Here is a 21,273-nt window from a genome sequence, read left to right as displayed (position 1 = left end):
CAGAGGGTAAGGATAATGCTGACTTCCAATGATTTCAGTGGTTTGTTTAATCAGCGCTTTTTCAATCATTTATTTCCTATTCCGGCGACCAATCAACTGCAATTGGGAGAACCAACCCCTGACTTTACCCTGACTGATGTGACCCAGGGAGGGCTGGTTCAATTGTCCCAATATCGGGGGAATAGGCCAGTTCTACTCGCCTTCACGCGCATTTTTACGGAGAAGCAATACTGTCCCTTTTGCTATCCCCACATTAAGGCGTTGAATGAAAACTACGATCGCATTCTGGATCTGGGTGCAGAACTACTCATGATCACCAGCACGGATGAGCGCCAGAGTCGGATTGTGGCCAGGGATCTGGGGTTACAGATGCCATTGCTGACCGATTCCAGTTGTGCAGTTTTCCAGGTTTACCAGACAGGACAGGCTCTGGGGGCTCCCCTACCGGCTCAGTTTGTGCTGGATCCCCAGGGCAGGCTGCGTTATCGACACCTGTTTTCCTTCCTGTCCTATAACGCTGGTATTGAGGAACTGTTGCAGGCGATCGCAGCCCTGTAAGATTGGGGCATTTCTGCTGGCTGTCCCATGGTTCCCTCAGCGAGGACCAAGGGAGCGATCGGGCAGGATTGAGAGGGGAGGTCCGCTACAGTTTGACGGATTGGAGGTGGCTGCGAGGATTGAAGCTCCGATTGGCTCGAATTTTTTCGTAACACTCTTTCTCGATCGGACTCAGGTCCTTCGGGGGCACGATCACGATCTTGATCAGTTGATCGCCCCGGGTTCCATCTCCCTTGAACCAGCCTTTCCCTCGCAGACGCAGGGACTGGCCGGAGCGAATTCCCGCCGGGACATTTAATTTCACGTTCCCATCGGGTGTGGGGACTTCAATCTGAGCACCTAAAACGGCTTCATCCGGTGCGATCGCCACTTCACAGGTCAGGTTTTCGCCTTCCAGTTGGAAAAAGGCGTGGGGTTGCAGGTCTACGATCAAATACAGATCGCCCCGCTGTTGATTAAAAGGATTGGGCTGACCTTTACCCCGGAGGCGGATGCGTTTACCGGCCCCTGTGCCTGCTGGAATCCGGACTTCCACCACCTCTGTGCCCAGGCTCAACCGCTTGGAGGTACCATGCAGAGCCTCCCCCAGGGTCAGGGCTAGGGTCGCTTCCCGATCGTAACTGGCACTGGTAGTAGCCCGCTCGTCAAACCCAAAGTCGCCGTATCCTCCCGGCGTGCGCGATCGGCCTGTACTGGCCCGTGACCCACTGGCAGTGGTACTGGTATTGAAACGCCCTAACAGGGCATCGATAAATTCTTCAAAGCTCCCATACTGGCCAAATTCGAAATTGTCGAACCCACTACTGGGGGCACCTCCCCAGCCTGCGGCTCCAGCCTGGTCCGCTTGTTTCCAATAGCGACCAAACTGGTCATATTTCTGGCGCTTTTCCGGGTCAGACAGCACTTCATAGGCTTCGTTGATTTCCTTGAATCGTGCTTCTGCTTCCCGGTTGTTATTATTCACATCAGGGTGATACTGCCTGGCTAATTTGCGGAACGCCTTCTTAATATCGTCCGTGCTGGCAGTTTTATTCACCTGCAGAACGGCATAGTAGTCTTTGAAGTCGGTCGCAGCCATCAACCCATCTCCTCCTATAGCATTGCCCCTGCTCACGGGCAGGGGTACTCAATCATGACCCGGTTTACTGTTCCGTCAGGAAAATGTTGACGGGTCGAAGACCCGCAAAATTTAACCCAAATCAATGGCCTCGATTTTGGCTATCCGTCAATTAATCATTGACTGAACATTAGTTTGAAGGTGGATTGGTTCCACCCGATCGCACCTTACCATCCTCGCTTCCATCCAACGAACCCAGGGTAGAGGAGGCTCTTTCGAATCCTCTACCCTGAACTATAGCCGATTGTTATCGGTCAGTGGGGACTCCTCCTGGGGGACTACTCAGCCGTCCCAGGCTGTCCCTTGCAGGCGATCTCGGCTTAGCCTTGACGCTGGACAGATGCCCAGTGATCCTAGTTCAAGCTGACCTTGACAATTCGGTTCTTTTCTTCTTCCGCTTTGGGCAGAGTCAGGTTTAAGATGCCATCCTTATACTCGGCTTGAACAGAGGTGTTCTGAACTCGAACCGGCAAAGGAATCACTCTCTGGAATCTGCCGTAGCGGAACTCGGAGCGCATCACGCCCTTTTCTTCCGTCTTGGTTTCGGTCTTGCGTTCACCGCTGATCGAGACAGCCTCTGCCATCACCTGCACCTCCAGATCTTTGGGCTCCATGCCAGGTAATTCAACTTTCAGAAGCACGGCTTCTGGCGTTTCACGCATCTCTGCTGCGGGCACAAAGGCTGTACCGTTGGGTGTTGTCGGAGTGAGTGTCTCAAAGAGACGGTTCATTTCTCGTTGAAGGGTATCAATTTCCCGAAACGGTTCCCAGCGAATCAGAGTCATAATACCAACCTCCTCGGTCAACTTCTTCTGAATTGATGTTGTTCGGTATCCGCTAACCTGCTTCAACCTTGCTTTCAGCTTACCAAGGACTGGAATCCAGACAGGTTCGGTTCTTTCGCGTCACTCAGGAGGAATTCCCGCACCTGCAGAAAATCGGGGGCGTTGAGAGTTGTTCCAGGCTGTACTGGTGTGTCTAGGCTTAAATTTTGGCAAAAAATAAGGGGAGAAGATTGACCTTCTCCCCCCTTAGGACGCTGGCTTTTAGAGTTAGCGTCACCTTGTTCTTTTAATCGCTGTCGCAGAACTTGCGTTTGCTTGCGAACCTGACGTTGGCGAGCTGAGCCGCCTTTGCCCTTGGAGTTACGCCCCTCTTTGCGGGGAGACTCCCACCGCTTCAATTGTCTGGCCATGGAACCATCCTCCCTCCGGAAAACAGAGAATGGGCAGGGGGAGAATCGAACTCCCATACCTTGCGGCGTCAGATTTTGAGTCTGATGCGTCTACCAGTTTCGCCACCCGCCCACAGGTTTAGCTTCATTATTATACTGAATCGAACGGTGATGGAGCAATGTTTGATAAGCCTGACTCCCAGCCCAACGATCGATTTCCCGGGCGCGCAAAACTGGCACGGGATGGGTCCGAGCTGCAGTCTGAGCCTGTTTCAACATCTCTCCCATTTCGGTCAGGCTGATCTGATCATAGGCGCGGGCCTGGTCGATGAAGGCCTCCAGGTTGAGCTGGGAGACCAGAGATGGGGAGCCACCCGTTAATTTCATCAGAGTAGACATCATCACCCGAGGGTCCTGAGTCGCCAGTAGGGCGGCCCGATCACAGGTGAACTCTGCGCACCGGACCCATTCGAGAATCTGGGTTTGCAGGGCCTGGGCTAGCAGACCGCCCAAATTGGGCAATTGTCCGGCTGCCAGAATGATGAGATTGGCCAGGGTCAGATACACACTATGCTCACATTTCAGATGGCCCAGTTCATGGGCAATCACGGCCTGGGTTTCCTCTGGGGTCAGAAGTTCCAACAGGGAGGTATGAATCACGATGAAGGGCTGCTTTCCGCGAATAGCGAAGGTGTAGGCATTCGGGACTGGATTTTGCCGGACATAGAGCTCAGGAGGCTCCAAATCAAGAATTTGGCAGGCCTCCTGTAAAAGGGTGTGCAGTTGGGGCATCTGTCGATCGCTGACCAGAATACTGGAGGCGATGTTCTCCAGATAAAAGACCTGTTCAGCCAGGGATCCGAGCAGATTCCGTACCAGCAGATCCAGGCCGGGAATTTGCTTTAGGGCTCTGGTCGCTTCCAGATCCAGGGGATGGCGAAAGTGATCGGCCCGGAGGCCGATCAGGGGAGTTTTCAGGGTAGACATGGTAAACAGAAACGATGAAGGCTACATACCGGTTAGGGAAAAACCCTATCCAGCAGAGGTGCAATAACTTGCATCCCTACTTAGGTTGTAGCTGAAACATCGCCGGATCGACATTTTCTGCCTGAGCTCTCTCTAGACGGGCTCCCAATTGTCGGAGTTTGCCTTCAATGTTGTCGTAGCCCCGATCGAGATGCTGGAGGCCATGAATCGTGGTTTGGCCGTCAGCAGCCAGAGCTGCTAGCACCAGAGCCGCCGAAGCCCGCAGATCGGTAGCCAGCACAGGGGCTCCCGAAAGCATGGGTACGCCACGCACAATGGCATGGTTGCCCTTCACCCGGATGTCTGCCCCCATCCGACTTAACTCAGCTACATGACGGAGCCGATTTTCAAATACCGTCTCCGAAATCACGCTATCTCCATCACTCAGGGTCAGCAGGGCCATAAATTGAGCCTGCATATCTGTCGGAAAACCTGGATAGGGAAGGGTTTCGATATCTGTCGCTCGATGGCGTTCTGGAGAGCCAATCACCCGCAGCCGATTAGGGCCTTCTTCCAGAATCTGGGCTCCGATCGCCCGCAGTTTGGCAATCACTGCTGTCAGATGTTCCGGCACGATCGGTGCCAGACTGAACTCCGAGTGGGTGATCGCACCCGCCACCAGGAATGTTCCAGCTTCAATTCGATCCGGAATGATGGAATAATCCACTGAATGCAGGCTGGGAACGCCAGAAATGACGATCGTATTGGTTCCAGCCCCTCGAATCCGGGCTCCCATAGCTCGACAGAAATTAGCCAGGTCAACCACTTCCGGCTCCTGGGCTGCATTCTCAATGATGGTTTCCCCATCGGCCAGGGTGGCTGCCATCATCAAGGTTTCTGTTGCACCAACACTGGGATAATCCAGGTAAATCCGTGCCCCTTTCAAGCGGCGGCTGTTACCAGGGATACAGGCATGCACCGTACCATGCTCGATCTGGACATCGGCTCCCATGGCCTGCAGACCGCGAACATGTAAATCTACCGGACGGGCCCCGATCGCACAACCACCGGGCATAGGCACCCGTGCTACTCCCAGGCGTGTCAGGAGAGGACCAATGACAAAGAAACTGGCCCGTAGCTGGCTAACCAGTTCGTAGGGAGCCTTAGATTGCCCAATGTGACGAGCATCTATCTCCAGGATGTCGTTATTTCGCTTCAGTTTGACCCCCAGGGCGGTCAGGATCTCTCCCATACGGGAAACATCCACCAGGGTCGGGACATTACGCAGGTGACAGTCCTTAGGGCACAGCAAGGCACCTGCCATAATGGCCAGAGCTGAATTCTTAGCCCCGCTGATCTTAACCTGCCCTTGCAGAGGGGATTTGCCCCAGACGCGTAGAACAGACTTGTCCTCTTCAGGTTGAGAGTAGCTTTCTGGTGATGTACGAGCGGAAATGATAACCCTACCCTCCGGAGTCAATTTATACTTGTGTAAATTCTTGGATTTGGTCTCAATCTTACCGGAATCCCGGCAGATGTCCATCTTTCTGAACGCCTGAATCAGATAAAATTAGGTTAACAACCTCTCATCTTTCCGATCACAGTAGTTGACGAATAAGCTGAACTCTGGAATCATTAGAGATTGTGACTTTGATATGCGGAACTGGCGGAATTGGTAGACGCGCTAGATTCAGGTTCTAGTGTCTGCAAAGACTTCCGGGTTCAAGTCCCGGGTTCCGCATTAGCCAGATCTTGTCTGCTTTCCTCTTGGTTTATTAATCGGGAGGAAAATTTTTTATCCCGATTAAACTGCAATTAGACTGTGGATGGGTGGCCTTGATGTCCAGCAGCACCCGAAGAAAACCTGCCACTGCCCAGTTCTTAGCGGTATGGCTTGAGCCTGGATGGCTATACTCCGAGATCGGGACACGCTTAACTTGACCTCGATCGAGGGTAATGACATTATCGTTAGGTTTTCTTATCAAAAATTCATCTTTATACTAAAAGTTTAATCAATGCTCACCAGTCTGCAAAATTCTCTGGTCAAGCAAATTCGAAAATTGCACCAGGCTAGAGCCCGCCATGAGCAGCAGATGTTTCTCCTGGAAGGAACCCATTTAATTCAGGAGGCTTTGGCTGCGGGCTATCCACTGCACACGGTCTGCAGCACCGAGTCCTGGCAGGGCCGCCATCCCGAGATTTGGGCCCAACTCTGTCAGCAGACCCCGAGATCAGAACGGGTGAGTCCAGCGGTGATGAAGGCGATCGCGACAACGGTTGAGCCGGATGGCATCCTGGCCATAGCAGAGCGGCAGCCACCTCTAAGGCAGCTACCGATCACAACTTTGGGGCTGGCTCTGGCCACGATTCAAGATCCGGGTAATCTGGGAGGTATCATCCGCACAGCAGCGGCAGCCGGTGCAGAGGGGCTCTGGCTCAGCCACGATAGCGTGGACCTGGATCATCCTAAAGTCATGCGGGCCTCTGCCGGACAATGGTTTCGTCTCCCCATGGCGGTTAGTCCAGATCTACGGATGACCCTGCAGCACAGTCGGGGGCAGGGGTTCCAGGTGCTTGCCACTGTCCCTACGGCTGATCTCACCTATTGGCAGGTCGATCTACGTCCCCCAACCTTGATCGTTCTGGGCAATGAGGGAGCCGGTTTGTTGCCGGAAGTGGTGGCTCTGGCCGATCGACCTGTGAGGATTCCCCTGAGTCCGGGGGTGGAGTCTTTAAATGTGACGATCGCAGCGGCTCTGATTCTCTACGAGGTGCAACGACAACGAGGGTTTAACCCTGCCCCTGGGAATTGCGCGCCTGCATGAATTGGTCAATATCGGCGATCGCCTGTTCCAGGTCATCCAGATTCAACGCATTGGAAGTATTCTGAGGCAGCGGTTTTTTTTTGACTTCCGGGTTACCAGGTTGGGGAGCGGTAACGGGGGGTTGATCAGTCGCTTCTGCTTTGCCACCAGCCTCTGCTGGCGGCGGCAATGGTGCGGCTGGACGATGCGGTGTCCCGCTGGATGACAATTCAGCCGTCTCCAGTTCTGTGAGATCCAGGGTTTCCTGTAAGGCATCCAGGGAATCAAGAAATGCTCTTGCGGCGGCACGACGCAATTCTCGTCGGTTCTGATCCATATGTTGAGACTCCATGTCGAGACTCCAGAATCGGGAATAGCAACCCAGGCTAAGTGAGCAGATAGGGATACAACTGCAAGAGCCTTGCCTCCGACTCAACTCAAAAGGGAATGGTTAAACTGGGGCCGGTCAACTAAGGTCGGAAGGGGATGCGTCCTGACGAGAGGGTTGAACTTTCCTGTGAGTGTCCTGGTTACTGATGCTCATAGATTGCCCAGTCTCTCTCGAAGATTTTACACTTTCAGTCAAGCTTCACCCATAAAAAACGCTGGGAACAATAGCTATTGCAGCAGGTCGTTACTGATGAACAGTTGCAAGATTGTTGCATGGCCCCCGATTCAGGAACGTCAGGCGCTATCCTATCTAGTGGCTGCCCTAGCCTTCCTGCTTTCCTTGGATATAACCACCATGAAACGGCACCTACTCAACCTTGGACTTACCTCCGCTGCCCTGGCGCTCACGCTCAATTGGCCTCTACCTTCTCTGGACCTCGCAGGCAGATGGCAGCCCTCTGGCGCTGCGGTTGCTCAATTTTTTGGCCAGGAAGAAGTTGATTCCAGTAAGTTTGTTCTCATTGCCTCCCCGATCGGGAACACCGGTAACTATCAATTATTGATTGTTGAACAGTTATCTTTTCAGAAAAACTGCTGGGCTGAGAGTGGTTCCAATCCAGTTATTGTGGACCCTTTGCTACTGCAATTTGATTTTACCCGCATCTGTTCTCGGAGTACGGATAGCAACGGGTACTCGATTCGGATGGCGGGGAGAGATTTAGGGCTCATGTATGCGCTCAGCATTGTCCGGCAGAATAATGAACTGCTTTTGATTGGGACAAATGTGGGGGGCGATCGCAAAGCACCGGTGTTGCTGCTGGGCCGCACCAACGGTCTGCCTCCGGCAGGCCAATTTGTCAAAATTAACCTGGTTCCGGGCTGGCGGTTAACTAAGCGTGTGTTTAAGGATAAAGTGCTGGGGCATGTTTACCTGACCACAGATACGATCGTGGCTGGGATCAAGTTGCCTGATCTGGCCACCTTTGCCGATACTACTAACCACTGGGCCAGGAACTACATTGAAACCTTAGCCAGCCGAGGGATTATCACAGGTTTCCCCGATGGCACCTTCCGGCCTGAAGAGCCGGTGACCCGTGTCCAGTATGCCATCATTGTCAGCAAGGCCTTCAGCAATATCCCGGCCAGTCGTCCCCCAGGTAGCTTCAAAGACCTGGCTCCCAACTACTGGGGGCTCCAGGCGATTCGGAATGCTTCCCAACAGGGCTTTATCTCTGGCTATCCCGATGGTACTTTCCAGCCCAACCAGAATATCTCCAGAGTCCAGGCTCTAGTGTCGTTGGCCAGTGGCTTGAACCTGAAGAGTGCCAATACCAGCCTGCTCAACTATTACCAGGATGTGGCCCAGATTCCAGCCTATGCAGCCAGTGCCATAGCAGCTACAACGGAACGGCAGATTGTGGTGAACTATCCCGAAGTCAGACAATTGAACCCAAATCGTCCGGCCACTCGGGCTGAAGTTGCTGCTTTTGTCTACCAGGCTTTAGCTAGTACCGGTCGAGTTCAGGCCGTTGCTTCTCCCTATGTAGTCCTGGTCAACCCTTAATCCACAATTTTTAGACGTCCCTCTTGAATCGCATTGAACACCCGGTTCACCAGGCGATGCTCTTCTTCGTCCACCTTATTGTCGGCCAAAATAGCTGCCGAGAGCTGCTCATACTCCCGGCGGCTAATTTTACCCGATCGCAAAATCCCTTCCACGATTTGACTGACTTCCAGGTTTGGATTGTGGCTGTGCATCGCTGCTCCCAGATGATAGATAGGGCTTCAACATGTTGAACCACATCTTACAGTACGGAAGCTGGGTCTATGCGGTTACCTTTCCGTGCTTTTGTTCTCGCAGCCCCGTTTGAAGGTATAGCCCGTCGGCATCACTGCTCCACACAGCAGGGATTGTTGGAGGGTGGTGCTAATCATTGTGGCTTCTTTGAGGTTGGCTCCTCGCAAATCTGCATTGCTCAGATCTGTTTCACTGAGGTCTGCCCGCTCCAGGTTGGCCCCATTCAGTTGGGCCGATCGGACATCTGCTCCAATTAACTTGGCTCGGTGCAAATTGGCTTGTTGTAAATCAGCCCTCAGTAAATTCACGTTAATCAGGTTAGCACCCGTCAAATTTGCGCTGGACAGGCGCGACTCCTGTAAATCGGCCTGGTAAAGATTGGCCTCCGTCAGGTCAGCCCCTGATAAATCAACGCCCCGTAAATTGGCATATCTCAGATCCACATTGCGCAGATTACAATGACGACACTCTTTTTGCAGTAACAGTTTTTGGAGCGGAGGGGGGTTTTCAGCCCTCAGGGGTTCTCCTATGTTTAGGCTGAACCCCAGTAATAGAGTGGCAGCCAGGGATAGATGGGGATTTTGGGAAAGCCATTTCATCTGCTTAAGCATTTTTTACGACCCTTGCATCAGCACTGATACCAATTTGGACGGGAGAGAGCAACCGTAGCGCGTTGCATAACATGCTTCTTCACTTTATCGGGCAGATTCTAAAATGGCACTCCCGATCGAGGCATGATCGACTTTTCCCATCTGAGTCTGTTGAAACACTTGCACACAGTTGCGGCCTCCCCGTTTAGCAACGTAACAGGCTGTATCTGCAGCGCGTAACACATGGCTCGGATTGCAGTAGTCTGGTTGAATTTCTACCAGACCAATACTGACCCCAATATGGAACGTGTGGTCTTCGAAGAAGAAGGAATAATCTTTGACGCGATGACAGAGGTTTTCTGCCACCTGGAGCCCCTCTGCGACCGAACATTCATAGAGCAGCAGGCCAAATTCATCCCCACCCAGACGGGCCAGGGTATCCGTTTTTCGAATTTCGGTCTGAAGCAGGTGGGTGACCTGACGCAGCAACTCATCCCCAGCGTGGTGCCCGCAGGTATCGTTGATGATTTTGAAGTGATCCAGGTCCATATAGCACAGGGTATGGCGGCGCTCTTCCAGACGCGCCAGATCGGTAGCTTGTTCCAGGCACCGTTCAAATTCGTGGCGATTCACCAACCCCGTCAAAGCATCATGGGTAGCCTGCCAGGAGAGTTGGTGAGCCATCCGGCGGGATCGGGTCACATCTCGAAATACTAGGACTGCACCAATGGGTAGCCCAGTCCGGGAATAAATGGGAGCTGCTGAATCATCGATCGCCACTTCATGCCCTTCCCTCGCGATCAAGACCTTATGTTCAGCCTGCTCAAGTGCAAGACCATGCTGCAGCAGAGTGGTGACAGGATTGGCCACGGGTTGGCGGCTTACTTCGTCAATCACACAAAATACGTCTGTGAGAGGTTGATGGTAGGCTGCGGCAGCCGTCCAACCCGTTAACTTTTCGGCCATTGGGTTTAACGATTCAATCCGCCCCTGGGCGTCAGTGGTAATGACTGCATCCCCGATGGACTGTAAGGTGACCTGGGCTAATTCTTTTTCCTGGGAGAGGGCTTCCTGACTCTCTTCCAGAGCCGAGATCGTCAACAAGTGGATTTGGGACTGGGCCAGCAGCAGCTTCTGGGCATCTAGGATTTTATAAACTCCCTGCCGGGTCAAAACGATGATCGGTTCATATAGGTCAGTCTGGGGGCGACTGAGAACCTGACGGGTGGCATTGACAATGGACATTTCCCCAGGGAAGGTCAGGGCGTCCGAGGGGGTGAATTCATATAAAGTCCGGATAGGTCGTTTTGAGAATAAATCCAGACTATAGGGGCGGCTCATACTCTCAAAAAACTGACGCCGCGAAACCATCCCACGAAATTCTCCCTGTTCTACGAGAACGATACCTGGGAGAAAAGGATTTTTCTCAAAAATTTTAATCACTTTCGAGCCTGAACAATCCAACTCAACCTGAATATTATGGAGGGGTAAATCTTCCAAAATTGAGGTCAAGCCGAGGGGAAGGTTGCTGATGTGCAGCATAATCAGTTAAGTATTCCTGGTGCAGAATCACGGAGTGATGGCGACAGAGAATTTGGATTATGCAAGCAATCTTACCGGGGTCTTCTCAACGAAGAACAGCGAGTTATCTCGGAAAATCCGTGAAATCTCCTGGCTTTTTTCTTAACCAGGTCTTAAAAGAAACCTGTGTGTAGGCAAGCTCACGGTCAGCGACATAGAATTTAAATCATGATTGACCAGGCTAAATCATTGATGCTGTGTCATTTTGAGCTGGACCTACGGTGCCAGAATAAACCAAGCCCCGTTGCATATCCAGCGTCAGAATTGCCCCATCTCGAATTACGGACGTTGCATTTTTTACTCCCAGAATAACTGGGACACCCAGGCGCAAGCCAATGACTGCTGCATGACTGGTGAGGCTGTCATCTTCTGTAATAATTCCGGCGGCTTTGCGAATGGCATCGACAAAATCCATGCTGGTGCGGGGGGCTACCAGAATTTCTCCAGGGTTGAAATTACTGATCTCTATGTTGCTGTGGGCGACCCTGGCCCGACCACTGATGGACCCTTGTTGCCCAATGGCAGTGCCTTTACCCAGAACAGCGGTCACCACTTCTACCTTAATCAGGTCTGTGGAACCAGCGACCCCCTGGAGGGTTCCTGCCGTCAGCACAACCAGATCGCCCTCTGCCAGAAGCAGCTTCTCCTGGGCGACACTGATAGCTGCCTGAAACGTCTGAACCTGATTGGGTAAATCTAACACCAGCAAGGGTTTCACACCCCAGACCAGTTGTAGTTGTCGAGCCACATCCACATGGGGGGTGACAGCCAGAATTGGGATTTGAGGCCGAAACTTAGAAACGTTACGGGCTGTTGCTCCCGTCTTGGTCAGGGTCATGATGGCAGCAGCCCCCAACTGCCCCGCGATATGCCCGACGGCCTGACTAATGGCATTGGTGATCGATCGTCCCGTATCTTCTTCCAGATTGCGGACATGTTTTTCCTGCTCAATCCGGGTGGCAATTCGGGACATGGTTTCTACGGCTTCCACCGGATATTTACCGACCGCAGTTTCATTGGACAGCATCACGGCATCAGTCCCATCCAGAATGGCATTGGCCACATCGGAAATTTCAGCCCGGGTTGGTCGGGGATTACTGACCATGCTATCTAGCATCTGGGTGGCCGTGATCACGGGAATACCCAGCCGGTTGGCTGTGGCAATCAGACGTTTCTGCAGAACCGGGACATCCTCTGCCGGAAGCTCTACCCCCAGATCCCCTCGAGCTACCATGACGCCATCACAGATGCAAAGAATGGCCTCCATCTGTTCGATCGCCTCATGCTTCTCAATCTTGGCGATCACAGGCACCTGTTTCCCGGCACTAGAAATCAGTTCCTTAATTTCCAGAATGTCTTGAGGATTACGAACAAAGCTCAGGGCTACCCAATCTACACCCTGGTCCAGACCGAACATCAAGTCCCGCCGGTCCTTATCCGTCAGGGCTTTAATTGAGAGGTAAACCCCAGGGAAGTTGACCCCCTTGCTATTGGAGAGGACCCCACCCACAGTGACCCGGCAATGGAGATCGCGCTGGGGTCGATCGACTGTTTCCACCACCATTTCGACCCGCCCATCATCCAGCAGAATGCGGGACTCTGAAGGCACTTCATCGGCCAGAGGCTCATAGGTGACGGTGCTAATTTCCTGGTTACAGGTCACATCCCGACTAGTGAGGATAAAGGGATCCCCTTTCTTCAGAGTGATGGGGCCATCTATAAACTTACCCAGGCGAATCTTAGGGCCTTGCAAATCTTGTAGAATCCCAACGGGTTGATTTAACTCAAAGGAAATTTGACGAATCAGACGAATGCTTCGCTGGTGGTCATCGTGGGTGCCATGGGAAAAGTTGAGCCGTAGCGTTGTAGCTCCCGCTCCGATCAGGGCACGAAGAACATCGGGAGTGCTGGTAGCAGGGCCGATCGTGGCAACAATTTTAGTCCGAGGCAAGGGGTCTCACAGCTCAATTATTACAATCTGTATGCAACAGGGATAGTATCACATCGCCAGCCCCTGGGGTTAAAAACTACTGACTTCCTTACGGGGTTGACGACTGGGACAAAACAGGACAGTTGCCTGTCTGCCCTGGGATGGAACACCTGACGCCCTCACTCGATAAATTGAGGATGAAAGCGGGGATGCAACAATCTTTTCACGGGTTCATTGCCTTGCAGGTGCCGATCGACAATTTCCGGTACATCCTGGGGCTTAACCCGGCAGTACCAGGTCTGATCCGGCTCGATATGCACGGTTGGTCCCATATTGCATTGCCCCAGACATCCCGTTGCACAAACCGTAACCCCCGAAATAGGCTGAGCTTCAAAAGCCCCTAAAACCTCCGACGAGCCATTTTGGAGACAGTTGGTATGTTGACAAACAGAGACCTGTCGTAGTGATCCCACCCTGGTTGACCTACTCATGTTTTTATTGTAGCGAAGGGCTGGTTTGGCCGCAGTCCTGAGTTATCCCAGGGCTGGGGGGATCTGGTCAGAGGGTAGCAAGACTTGAGCCCTAAGTCAGAATGCGCCAGACGATCGTCAGCAGGGCCAGGATGGAGACAAAGTAGGCGGTCGATCGCAGCAGCGGATTGCCAGCTATGTAGGTGAGACCGTGCAGGATGCGGGAAACCACCATAATGATGGACGAAATGGCCGTGATCCCGTCAGCCTGGCCGGTGATTTGGGCAATCAGGATGACGATCGCAATCAGGGCCAGGTTGTCTTGGTGGTTGCGCTGGGCCCGATCGGCCCGTCCCACCCAGGGTGCCACCTCTGGCATCACCTCGCGATTACTGAGGCCCCAGGCAACGCCACCTTTAGTAATTCGGGCCACGGCGGGAATATGGTTCAGGAGTAAGGTCCAGAGGGTCAGGATCAGCAGGCAAGTCAAATCAGTCGTCATGAAATTCCGTGGATGATGCCAATGAAATGAATGGATGGGATAGAGGCATTGTAAGCAACGCCTGTAAGTTGGGATAGGGGTGTTGTGTGCGATGTCTGGAGATTATTGGGTCGTGATTGCCCCAGAGGTGGCGATCACGAGGATGGTACCCACGATCGTAACGACAATGGACAAGGTCCAGATGCCCATGGTGGGTCGCAATTGGCCTTCCCTGGGGAGTGTCCAGCCAAGAACATAGCCAATCAGGGGGCCAAGGCCGCTCAGAAAAGTCAGTACGAGACAAACCGTTCCCCATGTGGTTTCATCGTTTTGGAACATCCAGATCAGCACCCGGATGAAGCAAAAGAAGGAAACGAGGCTGCTCAGCACAATAATGGCAAGGCCGATCAAAAATAGCGGATTGTCCAGGCTACTTGCCAAACCCCTTACCTCGCGATGATTTTGGCCCCAAACAGGCTTCCAACTGGGCTCTTAGGGTTGCATGATCCAGGTTCTGGCCAATTAACACCAGTTGATTTTTGGGCTGGCCTTTCCAATCCTCATCGTCCATGGTGAAGCGTTTACCACTGAGATGGAAGATATGACGACGGGGACTCTCATCAAACCAGAGAATCCCTTTGGCGCGGAAGACCGATTCAGGTAGTTGGTGATCCAGAAAGTTCTGAAACTTCTTAATCGCAAAGGGCTTGTCACTCTGGAAGGAAATCGAGGTGAAGCCATCCATCTCCAGGTGATCGGAATGGTGGTGATGGTCATGGTCATGTTCACAGTGGCCATGGTCATGGTCACAGGCTGAGTGATCCTGCTCGTCGTGCCCATGATGGGCATGGGCGTGGTCATGGTCATGGTCATGGTGATCGTGGTCATGGTCATGGTGATCATGGCCCTCGGCTTTATCGTCTGTCTCAAAATACCGATCGGATTCAAACAGCCCCACGCTCAGGATCAGGGGTAAGGACACATCTCCTTTCACTGTACGGAGAATTCGGGCTCCTTCTTTCACATCCCGAATCTTGACTTCCAGCAGATCCAGATCAGCCGGATCAACGAGGTCGGCCTTATTCAGGAGAATAATGTCGCCATAGGCAATCTGATTATGGGCCGCCTGACTATTGAACAGATCCAGGCTGTAATTCTCCGCATCCACCACGGTGATGATGGAGTCCAGCCGGGTCAGGTCCCGCAGTTCCGTGCCCAGGAAGGTAAGAGCAACCGGCAGGGGATCAGCCAGGCCAGTGGTTTCGACCACCATATAATCGACTTTATCTTCCCGCTCCAGGACTTTGTAAACGGCATCCTGTAAGTCGCTATTAATGGTGCAACAGATACAGCCATTACTGAGTTCCACCATGTCGTCGTCTGTGGATACAATCAGTTCGTTGTCAATGCCAATCTCACCAAATTCATTTACCAGCACCGCTGTCTTCACCCCTTCCTGATTGGTGAGAATGTGGTTCAGGAGGGTGGTTTTGCCGCTCCCAAGAAAGCCGGTGATGATGGTAACGGGCAGGCCATGTTTGGGAGCGTCCATGGTCTGGCTGGGGGAACTGGCTACGGATGGCATAAGCGATCGCTCAAAATGTCTGAAAAAATGGTTAGGAAGCTGTCAGCAATCCAATGCTAGCATCAAGATTCGATGCCCTATGGCATTACTTTGATCTTAATAATTTCCCATTGTTATGGTACTCACACTCTACAACACGCTGACTCGTGGCAAAGCAGCCTTTGAACCCCTGGAGGCCGGTCAAGTGCGGATGTATTGCTGTGGGGTCACCGTCTACGACTACTGCCATTTGGGTCATGCCCGCTCTTACATCGTCTGGGATGTGGTCCGGCGATACTTGCAATGGTGTGGGTATGACGTGCGCTACATTCAGAACTTCACGGATATTGATGACAAAATTATCAACCGGGCGAAGGAAGAACAGAAACCCTGGGATCAGGTAACTGCAACCTATATCGATGAGTACTTTGTCGATATGGATCAGCTCAATATTCAGCGGGCAGACGCCTATCCCAAAGCTACTGAATTCATCCCCCAGATGATCGATCTGATTAAAACCCTGATTGAGGGCGGCTACGCCTATGCTGCTGGAGGGGATGTGTATTATGCGGTAGAACGGTTTCCCAGCTATGGCAAGCTTTCTGGGCGGCACCTGGAGCAGATGGAAGCGGGGGCCAGTGGACGACTGAGTGAAGAACCAGAGACAAAAAAGCATCATCCTATGGATTTTGCTCTCTGGAAGGCGGCCAAACCGGGGGAACCTTTTTGGGAGTCTCCCTGGGGTCAGGGACGCCCGGGCTGGCATATCGAATGTTCGGCCATGGTGCGGGAGTTGCTGGGCGATCGCATTGACATCCACTCCGGTGGCGAAGACCTGGTGTTTCCCCACCACGAGAATGAAATTGCCCAATCGGAAGCGGCCCTTGCCCAACCCCTTGCCACTTACTGGCTGCACAATGGCTTTGTGAAAATCAGGGGGGACAAAATGTCCAAGTCCCTGAAGAACTTCACCACGATCCGGGCCTTGCTGGAGGTGTATGACCCCATGGTGGTGCGGCTGTTCGTCCTGCAGGCCAACTACCGGCAGCCGATCGACTTCACAGAAGAAGCCATGGCCGCTGCCACCAATGGCTGGCAGACGCTCAGGGAAGGATTATTGTTTGGCTACAACTTTGGCCAGGATCTGCAGTGGCCCGATCGGGGGGATGCCACCTTTGGCGATCCCGCCCACATGCGAGTGCCGTCAGGCAGTCCAGCAGTAACACAATTCCAAGCCGCTATGGATGATGACTTCAATACTGCTGGTGCCCTGGCAGTGCTTTTTGACTTGGCGAAGGACTTACGGAAGGAGGGGAACCTGCTCGTCCATGAGGGGAAAACAAAAACGGACCCTCAGGTCCTGGAGCGCGAGTGGTTCACCCTGGTCTGCCTGGCCCAAGTGTTAGGGTTAACCGCCAAACCCGAAGCACAAGTCCTGCAACCTGACTCTGCCGCTGCTCGTGCTGGGGCCGGAACACCCGAATTGATTGCAGGCTGGACTGATGCAGCCATCGAAGCTCTGATCCAGCAACGGACGGAGGCCCGCAAGGCCAAGAACTGGAAAGAGGGCGATCGGATTCGGGACGAGTTGAAAGCCCAGGGAATTACCTTGATTGATGGTGCCGATGGTACCCGCTGGCATCGATAAAGAATGGTGATTCATGCTTCCGATCCTTGATTAGAATCGGTGCATTATCATGGGCGCACGGTCAGGTATGGGCACAGGCTATGTGCCCCCACTGGTATCCAAAGGGGATGTTTTATGTTGGATCAACTCTCGCAGGTGTTAGCCTCGCTTGACCTGCCAGTGGATTGGGTGGGTTTGCGGGCGGTACGGGAAACGGAAACCACCCGTTCCTTTCGAGATGGGTTGCCCCGATCGAATGGGCGATCGGACAACCAGGGTGTCATGGTGGAGGTTCTCGTCAATGGCCAGATCGGCTATGGAGCCACGAATTCTTTCCAGGCAGCGCCGATTCGCCTGGCGGCCCAAATGGCCTACCAGCAGGCCAAAGCAGCGGCTGAGTGGGGCATCCATCGCTTGACGGAAACAGCACGGCCTAAAGTGACGGGACAATATATTTCCCCATTCTTAAAGCCCCTGGAGGTGCTCAGTGCTGGGGAGATCAACGATCTGCTGGCCAAGATCTGTCAGACCTTGAAGGTCTCGGACCAGATCGTACAGACCACCGCCATGGTGATGACCACAGAAGCAGAATCCTGGTTGATTAGCAGTAATGGCTCTGAGGTGTACCAGAAATTTCTCAAAATGGCGACGGATTATGGGGCGACGGCTCAGGATGGGGCGATCGTTCAGCGCCGCACCCAGAATGGCTGGCTTTCCCACTGTTACCAGGGTGGAGCCGAACTCTTTCCCGAGCCTGATTTGTGGGAGCGAGTTCGACGCACGGGAGAACAGGCGGTTGAACTGCTGGCGGCAGAAGATTGTCCTACCATGACCACCACCCTGGTCCTGGCCCCCGACCAGATGATGTTGCAGATCCATGAGAGCATCGGCCACCCTCTGGAGCTGGACCGGATTCTGGGGGATGAACGCAACTATGCGGGGGGCAGTTTTGTCAAGCCAGAGGACTTCGGCCAGCTCACCTATGGGTCGCCTTTGATGAATGTCACCTTTGACCCCACGGTGCCGGGAGAACTGGCCAGCTACAACTTCGATGATACGGGGACTCCTGCCAGTCGGGAGTATCTGATTCAGGGAGGAAAACTCCTGCGGGGCATCGGTGGGCTGGAAAGTCAGACCCGCAGTGGGCTGCCAGGAGTGGCCTGTACCCGCGCCTGTTCCTGGAATCGGCCCCCGATCGATCGGATGGCCAACCTGAATCTAGAACCGGGAACCACCCCTCTGGCTGAGTTGATTGGCAGCATCGAGCAGGGGGTATATATGGAATCGAACCGCTCCTGGTCGATCGATGACCAGCGCTACAAATTCCAGTTTGGCTGTGAATATGCCCGTCTGATTGAGCAGGGGCAACTGACGAAGACGCTCCGAAATCCTAATTACCGGGGCACGACCCTGCAATTCTGGCAGAATCTGGTCCAGGTGGGCGATCAGGAATCCTGGGCCATGTATGGCACCCCCATGTGTGGCAAAGGGGAACCCAATCAGGCCATCTGGGTGGGGCATGGTTCGCCCATCTGTGCCTTTGCCAATCTGGAGGTATTCGGTGGGGGCTAGTGTGGCAAACACTAAATTTTGCAACAGGGAGTGGAGGGGTTTCACCCCCTCCAAAACTTTTAATTGGGTGTCCTAGAGACGTTCTATCGGAACGTCTCCACAGGATGGATTTGTTGTGGTAAGGAGGAATGCAAATGCCGATCATGGTGGTGGCAACCGGTAATCCAGGCAAAGTCCGAGAGATGCAGGAATACCTGGTAGAGCTGGACTGGGAGCTGATTCTCAAACCAGAAGAGTTGGACATCGAGGAAACAGGGGATACATTCCTGGCCAATGCCTGTATTAAGGCATCCCAGGTGGCTCTGGCCACAGGAGAATGGGCGATCGCCGATGACTCTGGCCTGGAAGTAGATGCCCTGGAAGGAGCTCCCGGCATTTTCTCAGCTCGCTACGGCAAAACCGATCCAGAGCGGATCGAACGACTGCTGTTTGAACTGGGGGATGAGTTGAACCGGCAGGCTCAGTTTGCCTGTGCGATCGCGATCGCCCGCCCGGATGGCAATATTGCCTTGCAAGCGGAGGGGATTTGCCGGGGCGAAATTCTCCATCTTCCCAGAGGCTCGGATGGTTTTGGCTATGACCCGATCTTCTACGTGCCAGAGCATGGGTTGACCTTTGCGGAAATGCTCCCAGAAGTGAAACGGGCCATCAGTCATCGGGGTCAGGCTTTTGAGGTGCTGTTGCCCCAGATCCAAAGTCTCACCCCTGGAGCATAAGTTTGGGATTAATATACTTGACACACCGAAATATTTTTACTTTGCTTAAGAAAATTGGATTTGGTAATGACCAAGTTCAGCGGCGGCTAATGACTTTTGACTCTTGATAGTAAATTCCATTTCGCCGCTGCAACGACTTGTTAGGCAACTGATTATATGTAAAAGATGGTTCATCGATTACACCTACTCACTCAATCATTATTGCGTTTCAAATGTTCCATCATCTTGATTCAGGATATCAAGATACTCTTTATAGATATATACTTTGTTCCTAGGCTTACCTGTTGCCTCAGTTACGATACCAAGTCGCTGAAGATCTTCGATTGCACGTTTAACAGTTGGCTTAGTTGTCGCACAAGCCTCTGCGGTTTCGGGAATTCGGATAGCAATCCTTTTCTTTAAGTAATCATAGACTGTCAAGTTCGACTGCACTGCAACCGATTGGTAAATCGAACCTTTCCGCGACTGCTCTACTACTTTTCGATCTCGCTCAAAGAGTGCCATTAAAGCACGGATTTTCTCTGTAGCTTGATTTGCAATAGTTGTAACACCTTCAAGAAAAAATATAAGCCACTCTTCCCAATTTCCTTGAGTTCTTACTTCTTGGAGAAGACGGTAATATTTGTCACGGTGCTTCTTAAAATGAAGGCTCACATACAGCCACGGTCGTTCCAAAACCCCTTCAGCAACGAGCATCAGTGCTATAAGCATACGACCTACCCGACCATTACCATCAAGGAAGGGGTGAATTGTCTCAAACTGTGCGTGTGCGAGCCCAACTTTGAGCAAGACGGGATATTCCACAGAATGGAGAAACTTCTCGAATGCACTGAGTACATCTGGCAACTCATGTGGTGGCGGCGGCACAAACATTGCGTCACTCGGTTTGCTTCCCCCAATCCAGTTCTGGGAACGCCTAAACTCTCCGGGTGCCTTCTGATCGCCACGGGTACCACGGACAAGCCGCTCATGTGACTCACGAATTAGACGCAAGCTAAGAGGCAGTGTTGAAAGCCGATCAATACCATAGCTCAATGCACCAATATAGTTGGAAACCTCTTGAATATCTTCCAATACAACTCCCGGTACTGCCTGATTTTCATGAAGAAGCAAATCAGCAATGGACGATTGAGTTCCCTCAATCTGACTTGATAATACGGCTTCCTTTCGGATGTAGCTGTATAGAAGCTCTTCTGGTCCCGGTAGTATTCGCCCAATCCCATCAAGTCGCCCTAGTGCTAACCCAGCAGCTTCAAGCCGCCGCTGAAGTACTGAGTCTACTGTAATTGCTGGAACAGGAGGGAGGGGCGCAGGAATAAAGGCACTGTAAGAAGTTTCACCGCTGCCCTGCTGCACCCATCGCCCTGCCCGTTCTGACCTCTTAGTAAAGGATGACATACTTAGCAGAAACATTAGTAAAGCAAACTGCCCCTTACTTTACTAAGGGTGCCGAAAAAAGTAAAGGCTACGACGAAGAATCTTTGAATCGAGATTTGCGTTTGCAGAAGTGCTCCACTCACAGGTTGAGCCTAACGTCCCTGGTCAGCGGTTGCCAGAGACTTTGCAACAACACAAGGCGGCTTCGGTCAATCCGCTGCACTAGGGTTGTGTACGCCCGGCACGGGCGTGAACTAATGGGGTGAAAGTCCCCTGTAGGAGAACCAGCGTCCAAATGATCGAAAAGATCCGAGTGACGACAACTACTAGCTTAAGGCAAGGGCGCTTCCGTGAGGAAGGGTCTGGAGGAAGCCAGCGGCAAACCTACAAGCTGACGGACAGAAACGTCATAGAAGGCCGAGATAGTCCTGGGGCGAGTTGGCACAACACAACAAAGCCCATTGGTTCAGGGAACACGGTAAATGACGCAGTTGTGTAGGGACAGTTCACGGTCTTATCCGGGGAGATCTGTCCGGTTGCGGTTGGGGAGGTCAAGGG

At 52.8% G+C, this 21,273-nt stretch carries 21 protein-coding genes and 2 tRNA genes; 7 read left to right on the top strand and 16 right to left on the bottom strand.

The genetic code is table 11. The features are described from left to right. The first annotated feature begins 15 nt into the window (after nt 1-15). A complete protein-coding gene (locus BST81_RS20840; RefSeq protein ID WP_075600444.1) occupies nt 16-558 on the top strand; it encodes a redoxin domain-containing protein in 543 nt (180 codons plus the stop codon). An 85-nt stretch (nt 559-643) separates the two neighbouring features. Here the strand turns inward: BST81_RS20840 and BST81_RS20835 are convergent, their stop codons facing one another. The 6 genes from BST81_RS20835 to murA all read right to left on the bottom strand — a co-directional run bounded on the left by BST81_RS20835 (nt 644) and on the right by murA (nt 5,271). After that, complete coding sequence (locus tag BST81_RS20835) at nt 644-1,636, bottom strand: J domain-containing protein (RefSeq protein WP_075600443.1); 993 nt, start codon at nt 1,634-1,636, stop codon at nt 644-646. 392 nt (nt 1,637-2,028) lie between these two features. Then, nucleotides 2,029-2,460 (bottom strand): Hsp20/alpha crystallin family protein, encoded by a 432-nt coding sequence (locus BST81_RS20830; protein WP_075600442.1) that lies wholly within the window; start codon nt 2,458-2,460, stop codon nt 2,029-2,031. Between the two features lie 74 nt (nt 2,461-2,534). After that, nucleotides 2,535-2,870 carry a hypothetical protein gene (locus tag BST81_RS27675; RefSeq protein ID WP_075600441.1) on the bottom strand — a complete coding sequence of 112 codons (336 nt, stop codon included), beginning with the start codon at nt 2,868-2,870 and terminating at the stop codon, nt 2,535-2,537. A gap of 30 nt (nt 2,871-2,900) precedes the next feature. Beyond that, nucleotides 2,901-2,982: transfer RNA gene (locus tag BST81_RS20820), tRNA-Leu, on the bottom strand. Next, nucleotides 2,961-3,836: a M48 family metallopeptidase gene (locus BST81_RS20815; RefSeq protein WP_075600440.1), complete on the bottom strand. Its 876-nt coding sequence runs from the start codon at nt 3,834-3,836 to the stop codon at nt 2,961-2,963. The genes BST81_RS20820 and BST81_RS20815 overlap by 22 nt, the downstream gene beginning before the upstream one ends. Nucleotides 3,837-3,912: 76 nt before the next feature. Then, entirely contained in the window at nt 3,913-5,271 is a 1,359-nt protein-coding gene (gene murA, locus BST81_RS20810; protein ID WP_363080576.1) for a UDP-N-acetylglucosamine 1-carboxyvinyltransferase, read from the bottom strand. Between the two features lie 201 nt (nt 5,272-5,472). Here murA and BST81_RS20805 point away from each other — a divergent pair. Together BST81_RS20805 and BST81_RS20800 are read left to right on the top strand one after the other, a co-directional pair. Beyond that, a tRNA-Leu gene (locus BST81_RS20805) sits at nt 5,473-5,556 on the top strand. Between the two features lie 274 nt (nt 5,557-5,830). Then, complete coding sequence (locus BST81_RS20800) at nt 5,831-6,640, top strand: RNA methyltransferase (protein WP_075600439.1); 810 nt, start codon at nt 5,831-5,833, stop codon at nt 6,638-6,640. On the opposite strand, the gene BST81_RS20795 is transcribed toward BST81_RS20800, so the two are convergent. Beyond that, entirely contained in the window at nt 6,606-6,971 is a 366-nt protein-coding gene (locus BST81_RS20795; protein ID WP_143780437.1) for a hypothetical protein, read from the bottom strand. The two genes, BST81_RS20800 and BST81_RS20795, sit on opposite strands and share 35 nt — an antisense overlap. 288 nt (nt 6,972-7,259) lie before the next feature. On the opposite strand from BST81_RS20795, the gene BST81_RS28565 reads away from it, so the two are divergent. Then, nucleotides 7,260-8,573, top strand: coding sequence for a DUF3747 domain-containing protein (locus tag BST81_RS28565; RefSeq protein ID WP_075600437.1), 1,314 nt, complete (start codon nt 7,260-7,262; stop codon nt 8,571-8,573). On the opposite strand, the gene BST81_RS20785 is transcribed toward BST81_RS28565, so the two are convergent. From BST81_RS20785 to BST81_RS20750, 8 genes are all read right to left on the bottom strand, one after another. Then, nucleotides 8,570-8,767, bottom strand: a complete 198-nt coding sequence (locus BST81_RS20785) for a hypothetical protein (RefSeq protein WP_075600436.1) — start codon at nt 8,765-8,767, stop codon at nt 8,570-8,572. The two genes, BST81_RS28565 and BST81_RS20785, sit on opposite strands and share 4 nt — an antisense overlap. A gap of 75 nt (nt 8,768-8,842) precedes the next feature. Next, nucleotides 8,843-9,406, bottom strand: coding sequence for a pentapeptide repeat-containing protein (locus tag BST81_RS20780; protein WP_171974819.1), 564 nt, complete (start codon nt 9,404-9,406; stop codon nt 8,843-8,845). A 96-nt stretch (nt 9,407-9,502) separates the two neighbouring features. Beyond that, nucleotides 9,503-10,939, bottom strand: a complete 1,437-nt coding sequence (locus BST81_RS20775) for a diguanylate cyclase (RefSeq protein WP_075600434.1) — start codon at nt 10,937-10,939, stop codon at nt 9,503-9,505. 220 nt (nt 10,940-11,159) lie between these two features. Next, nucleotides 11,160-12,929: a pyruvate kinase gene (pyk, locus tag BST81_RS20770; RefSeq protein ID WP_075600433.1), complete on the bottom strand. Its 1,770-nt coding sequence runs from the start codon at nt 12,927-12,929 to the stop codon at nt 11,160-11,162. A gap of 158 nt (nt 12,930-13,087) precedes the next feature. After that, nucleotides 13,088-13,381, bottom strand: a complete 294-nt coding sequence (locus BST81_RS20765; protein WP_253188414.1) for a (2Fe-2S) ferredoxin domain-containing protein — start codon at nt 13,379-13,381, stop codon at nt 13,088-13,090. A 109-nt stretch (nt 13,382-13,490) separates the two neighbouring features. Continuing rightward, entirely contained in the window at nt 13,491-13,880 is a 390-nt protein-coding gene (locus BST81_RS20760; RefSeq protein ID WP_075600431.1) for an MAPEG family protein, read from the bottom strand. Between the two features lie 102 nt (nt 13,881-13,982). Then, nucleotides 13,983-14,300, bottom strand: coding sequence for a hypothetical protein (locus tag BST81_RS20755; protein WP_075600430.1), 318 nt, complete (start codon nt 14,298-14,300; stop codon nt 13,983-13,985). Next, nucleotides 14,290-15,444 carry a GTP-binding protein gene (locus tag BST81_RS20750; RefSeq protein WP_075600429.1) on the bottom strand — a complete coding sequence of 385 codons (1,155 nt, stop codon included), beginning with the start codon at nt 15,442-15,444 and terminating at the stop codon, nt 14,290-14,292. Before BST81_RS20750 ends, BST81_RS20755 begins: the two co-directional genes overlap by 11 nt. A gap of 115 nt (nt 15,445-15,559) precedes the next feature. Here BST81_RS20750 and cysS point away from each other — a divergent pair, with 115 nt between their 5' ends. From cysS to rdgB, 3 genes are all read left to right on the top strand, one after another. Continuing rightward, nucleotides 15,560-17,071, top strand: coding sequence for a cysteine--tRNA ligase (gene cysS / locus BST81_RS20745; RefSeq protein WP_075600428.1), 1,512 nt, complete (start codon nt 15,560-15,562; stop codon nt 17,069-17,071). A 114-nt stretch (nt 17,072-17,185) separates the two neighbouring features. Further along, a complete protein-coding gene (locus BST81_RS20740) occupies nt 17,186-18,622 on the top strand; it encodes a TldD/PmbA family protein (RefSeq protein ID WP_075600427.1) in 1,437 nt (478 codons plus the stop codon). A 128-nt stretch (nt 18,623-18,750) separates the two neighbouring features. Next, a complete protein-coding gene (gene rdgB / locus BST81_RS20735) occupies nt 18,751-19,338 on the top strand; it encodes an RdgB/HAM1 family non-canonical purine NTP pyrophosphatase (protein WP_363080538.1) in 588 nt (195 codons plus the stop codon). Between the two features lie 198 nt (nt 19,339-19,536). Here rdgB and BST81_RS20730 read toward each other — a convergent pair whose 3' ends face one another. Beyond that, the gene (locus BST81_RS20730) at nt 19,537-20,694 is read right to left on the bottom strand and encodes a Fic family protein (protein ID WP_253188413.1); all 1,158 of its coding nucleotides are present in this window, start codon (nt 20,692-20,694) and stop codon (nt 19,537-19,539) included. Nucleotides 20,695-21,273: the final 579 nt, after the last annotated feature.

This window comes from Leptolyngbya sp. 'hensonii' (assembly GCF_001939115.1).
Classification (GTDB): domain Bacteria; phylum Cyanobacteriota; class Cyanobacteriia.
Note: the sequence above shows the minus strand (reverse complement) of the source record. Positions and strands in the feature narration are given on the sequence as shown.

What these genes read in the sequence shown, in the direction of transcription:
- BST81_RS20740 (WP_075600427.1), top strand. Translation starts at nt 17,186, where the DNA reads ATGTTGGATCAACTCTCGCAGGTGTTAGCCTCGCTTGACCTGCCAGTG.
- BST81_RS20815 (WP_075600440.1), bottom strand. Translation starts at nt 3,836, where the DNA reads ATGTCTACCCTGAAAACTCCCCTGATCGGCCTCCGGGCCGATCACTTT.
- BST81_RS20840 (WP_075600444.1), top strand. Translation starts at nt 16, where the DNA reads ATGCTGACTTCCAATGATTTCAGTGGTTTGTTTAATCAGCGCTTTTTC.
- BST81_RS20795 (WP_143780437.1), bottom strand. Translation starts at nt 6,971, where the DNA reads ATGGAGTCTCAACATATGGATCAGAACCGACGAGAATTGCGTCGTGCC.
- BST81_RS20800 (WP_075600439.1), top strand. Translation starts at nt 5,831, where the DNA reads ATGCTCACCAGTCTGCAAAATTCTCTGGTCAAGCAAATTCGAAAATTG.
- BST81_RS20830 (WP_075600442.1), bottom strand. Translation starts at nt 2,460, where the DNA reads ATGACTCTGATTCGCTGGGAACCGTTTCGGGAAATTGATACCCTTCAA.
- BST81_RS20750 (WP_075600429.1), bottom strand. Translation starts at nt 15,444, where the DNA reads ATGCCATCCGTAGCCAGTTCCCCCAGCCAGACCATGGACGCTCCCAAA.
- BST81_RS28565 (WP_075600437.1), top strand. Translation starts at nt 7,260, where the DNA reads ATGAACAGTTGCAAGATTGTTGCATGGCCCCCGATTCAGGAACGTCAG.
- BST81_RS20835 (WP_075600443.1), bottom strand. Translation starts at nt 1,636, where the DNA reads ATGGCTGCGACCGACTTCAAAGACTACTATGCCGTTCTGCAGGTGAAT.
- BST81_RS20760 (WP_075600431.1), bottom strand. Translation starts at nt 13,880, where the DNA reads ATGACGACTGATTTGACTTGCCTGCTGATCCTGACCCTCTGGACCTTA.
- BST81_RS20775 (WP_075600434.1), bottom strand. Translation starts at nt 10,939, where the DNA reads ATGCTGCACATCAGCAACCTTCCCCTCGGCTTGACCTCAATTTTGGAA.
- BST81_RS20780 (WP_171974819.1), bottom strand. Translation starts at nt 9,406, where the DNA reads ATGAAATGGCTTTCCCAAAATCCCCATCTATCCCTGGCTGCCACTCTA.
- BST81_RS27675 (WP_075600441.1), bottom strand. Translation starts at nt 2,870, where the DNA reads ATGGCCAGACAATTGAAGCGGTGGGAGTCTCCCCGCAAAGAGGGGCGT.
- BST81_RS20785 (WP_075600436.1), bottom strand. Translation starts at nt 8,767, where the DNA reads ATGCACAGCCACAATCCAAACCTGGAAGTCAGTCAAATCGTGGAAGGG.
- cysS (WP_075600428.1), top strand. Translation starts at nt 15,560, where the DNA reads ATGGTACTCACACTCTACAACACGCTGACTCGTGGCAAAGCAGCCTTT.
- rdgB (WP_363080538.1), top strand. Translation starts at nt 18,751, where the DNA reads ATGCAAATGCCGATCATGGTGGTGGCAACCGGTAATCCAGGCAAAGTC.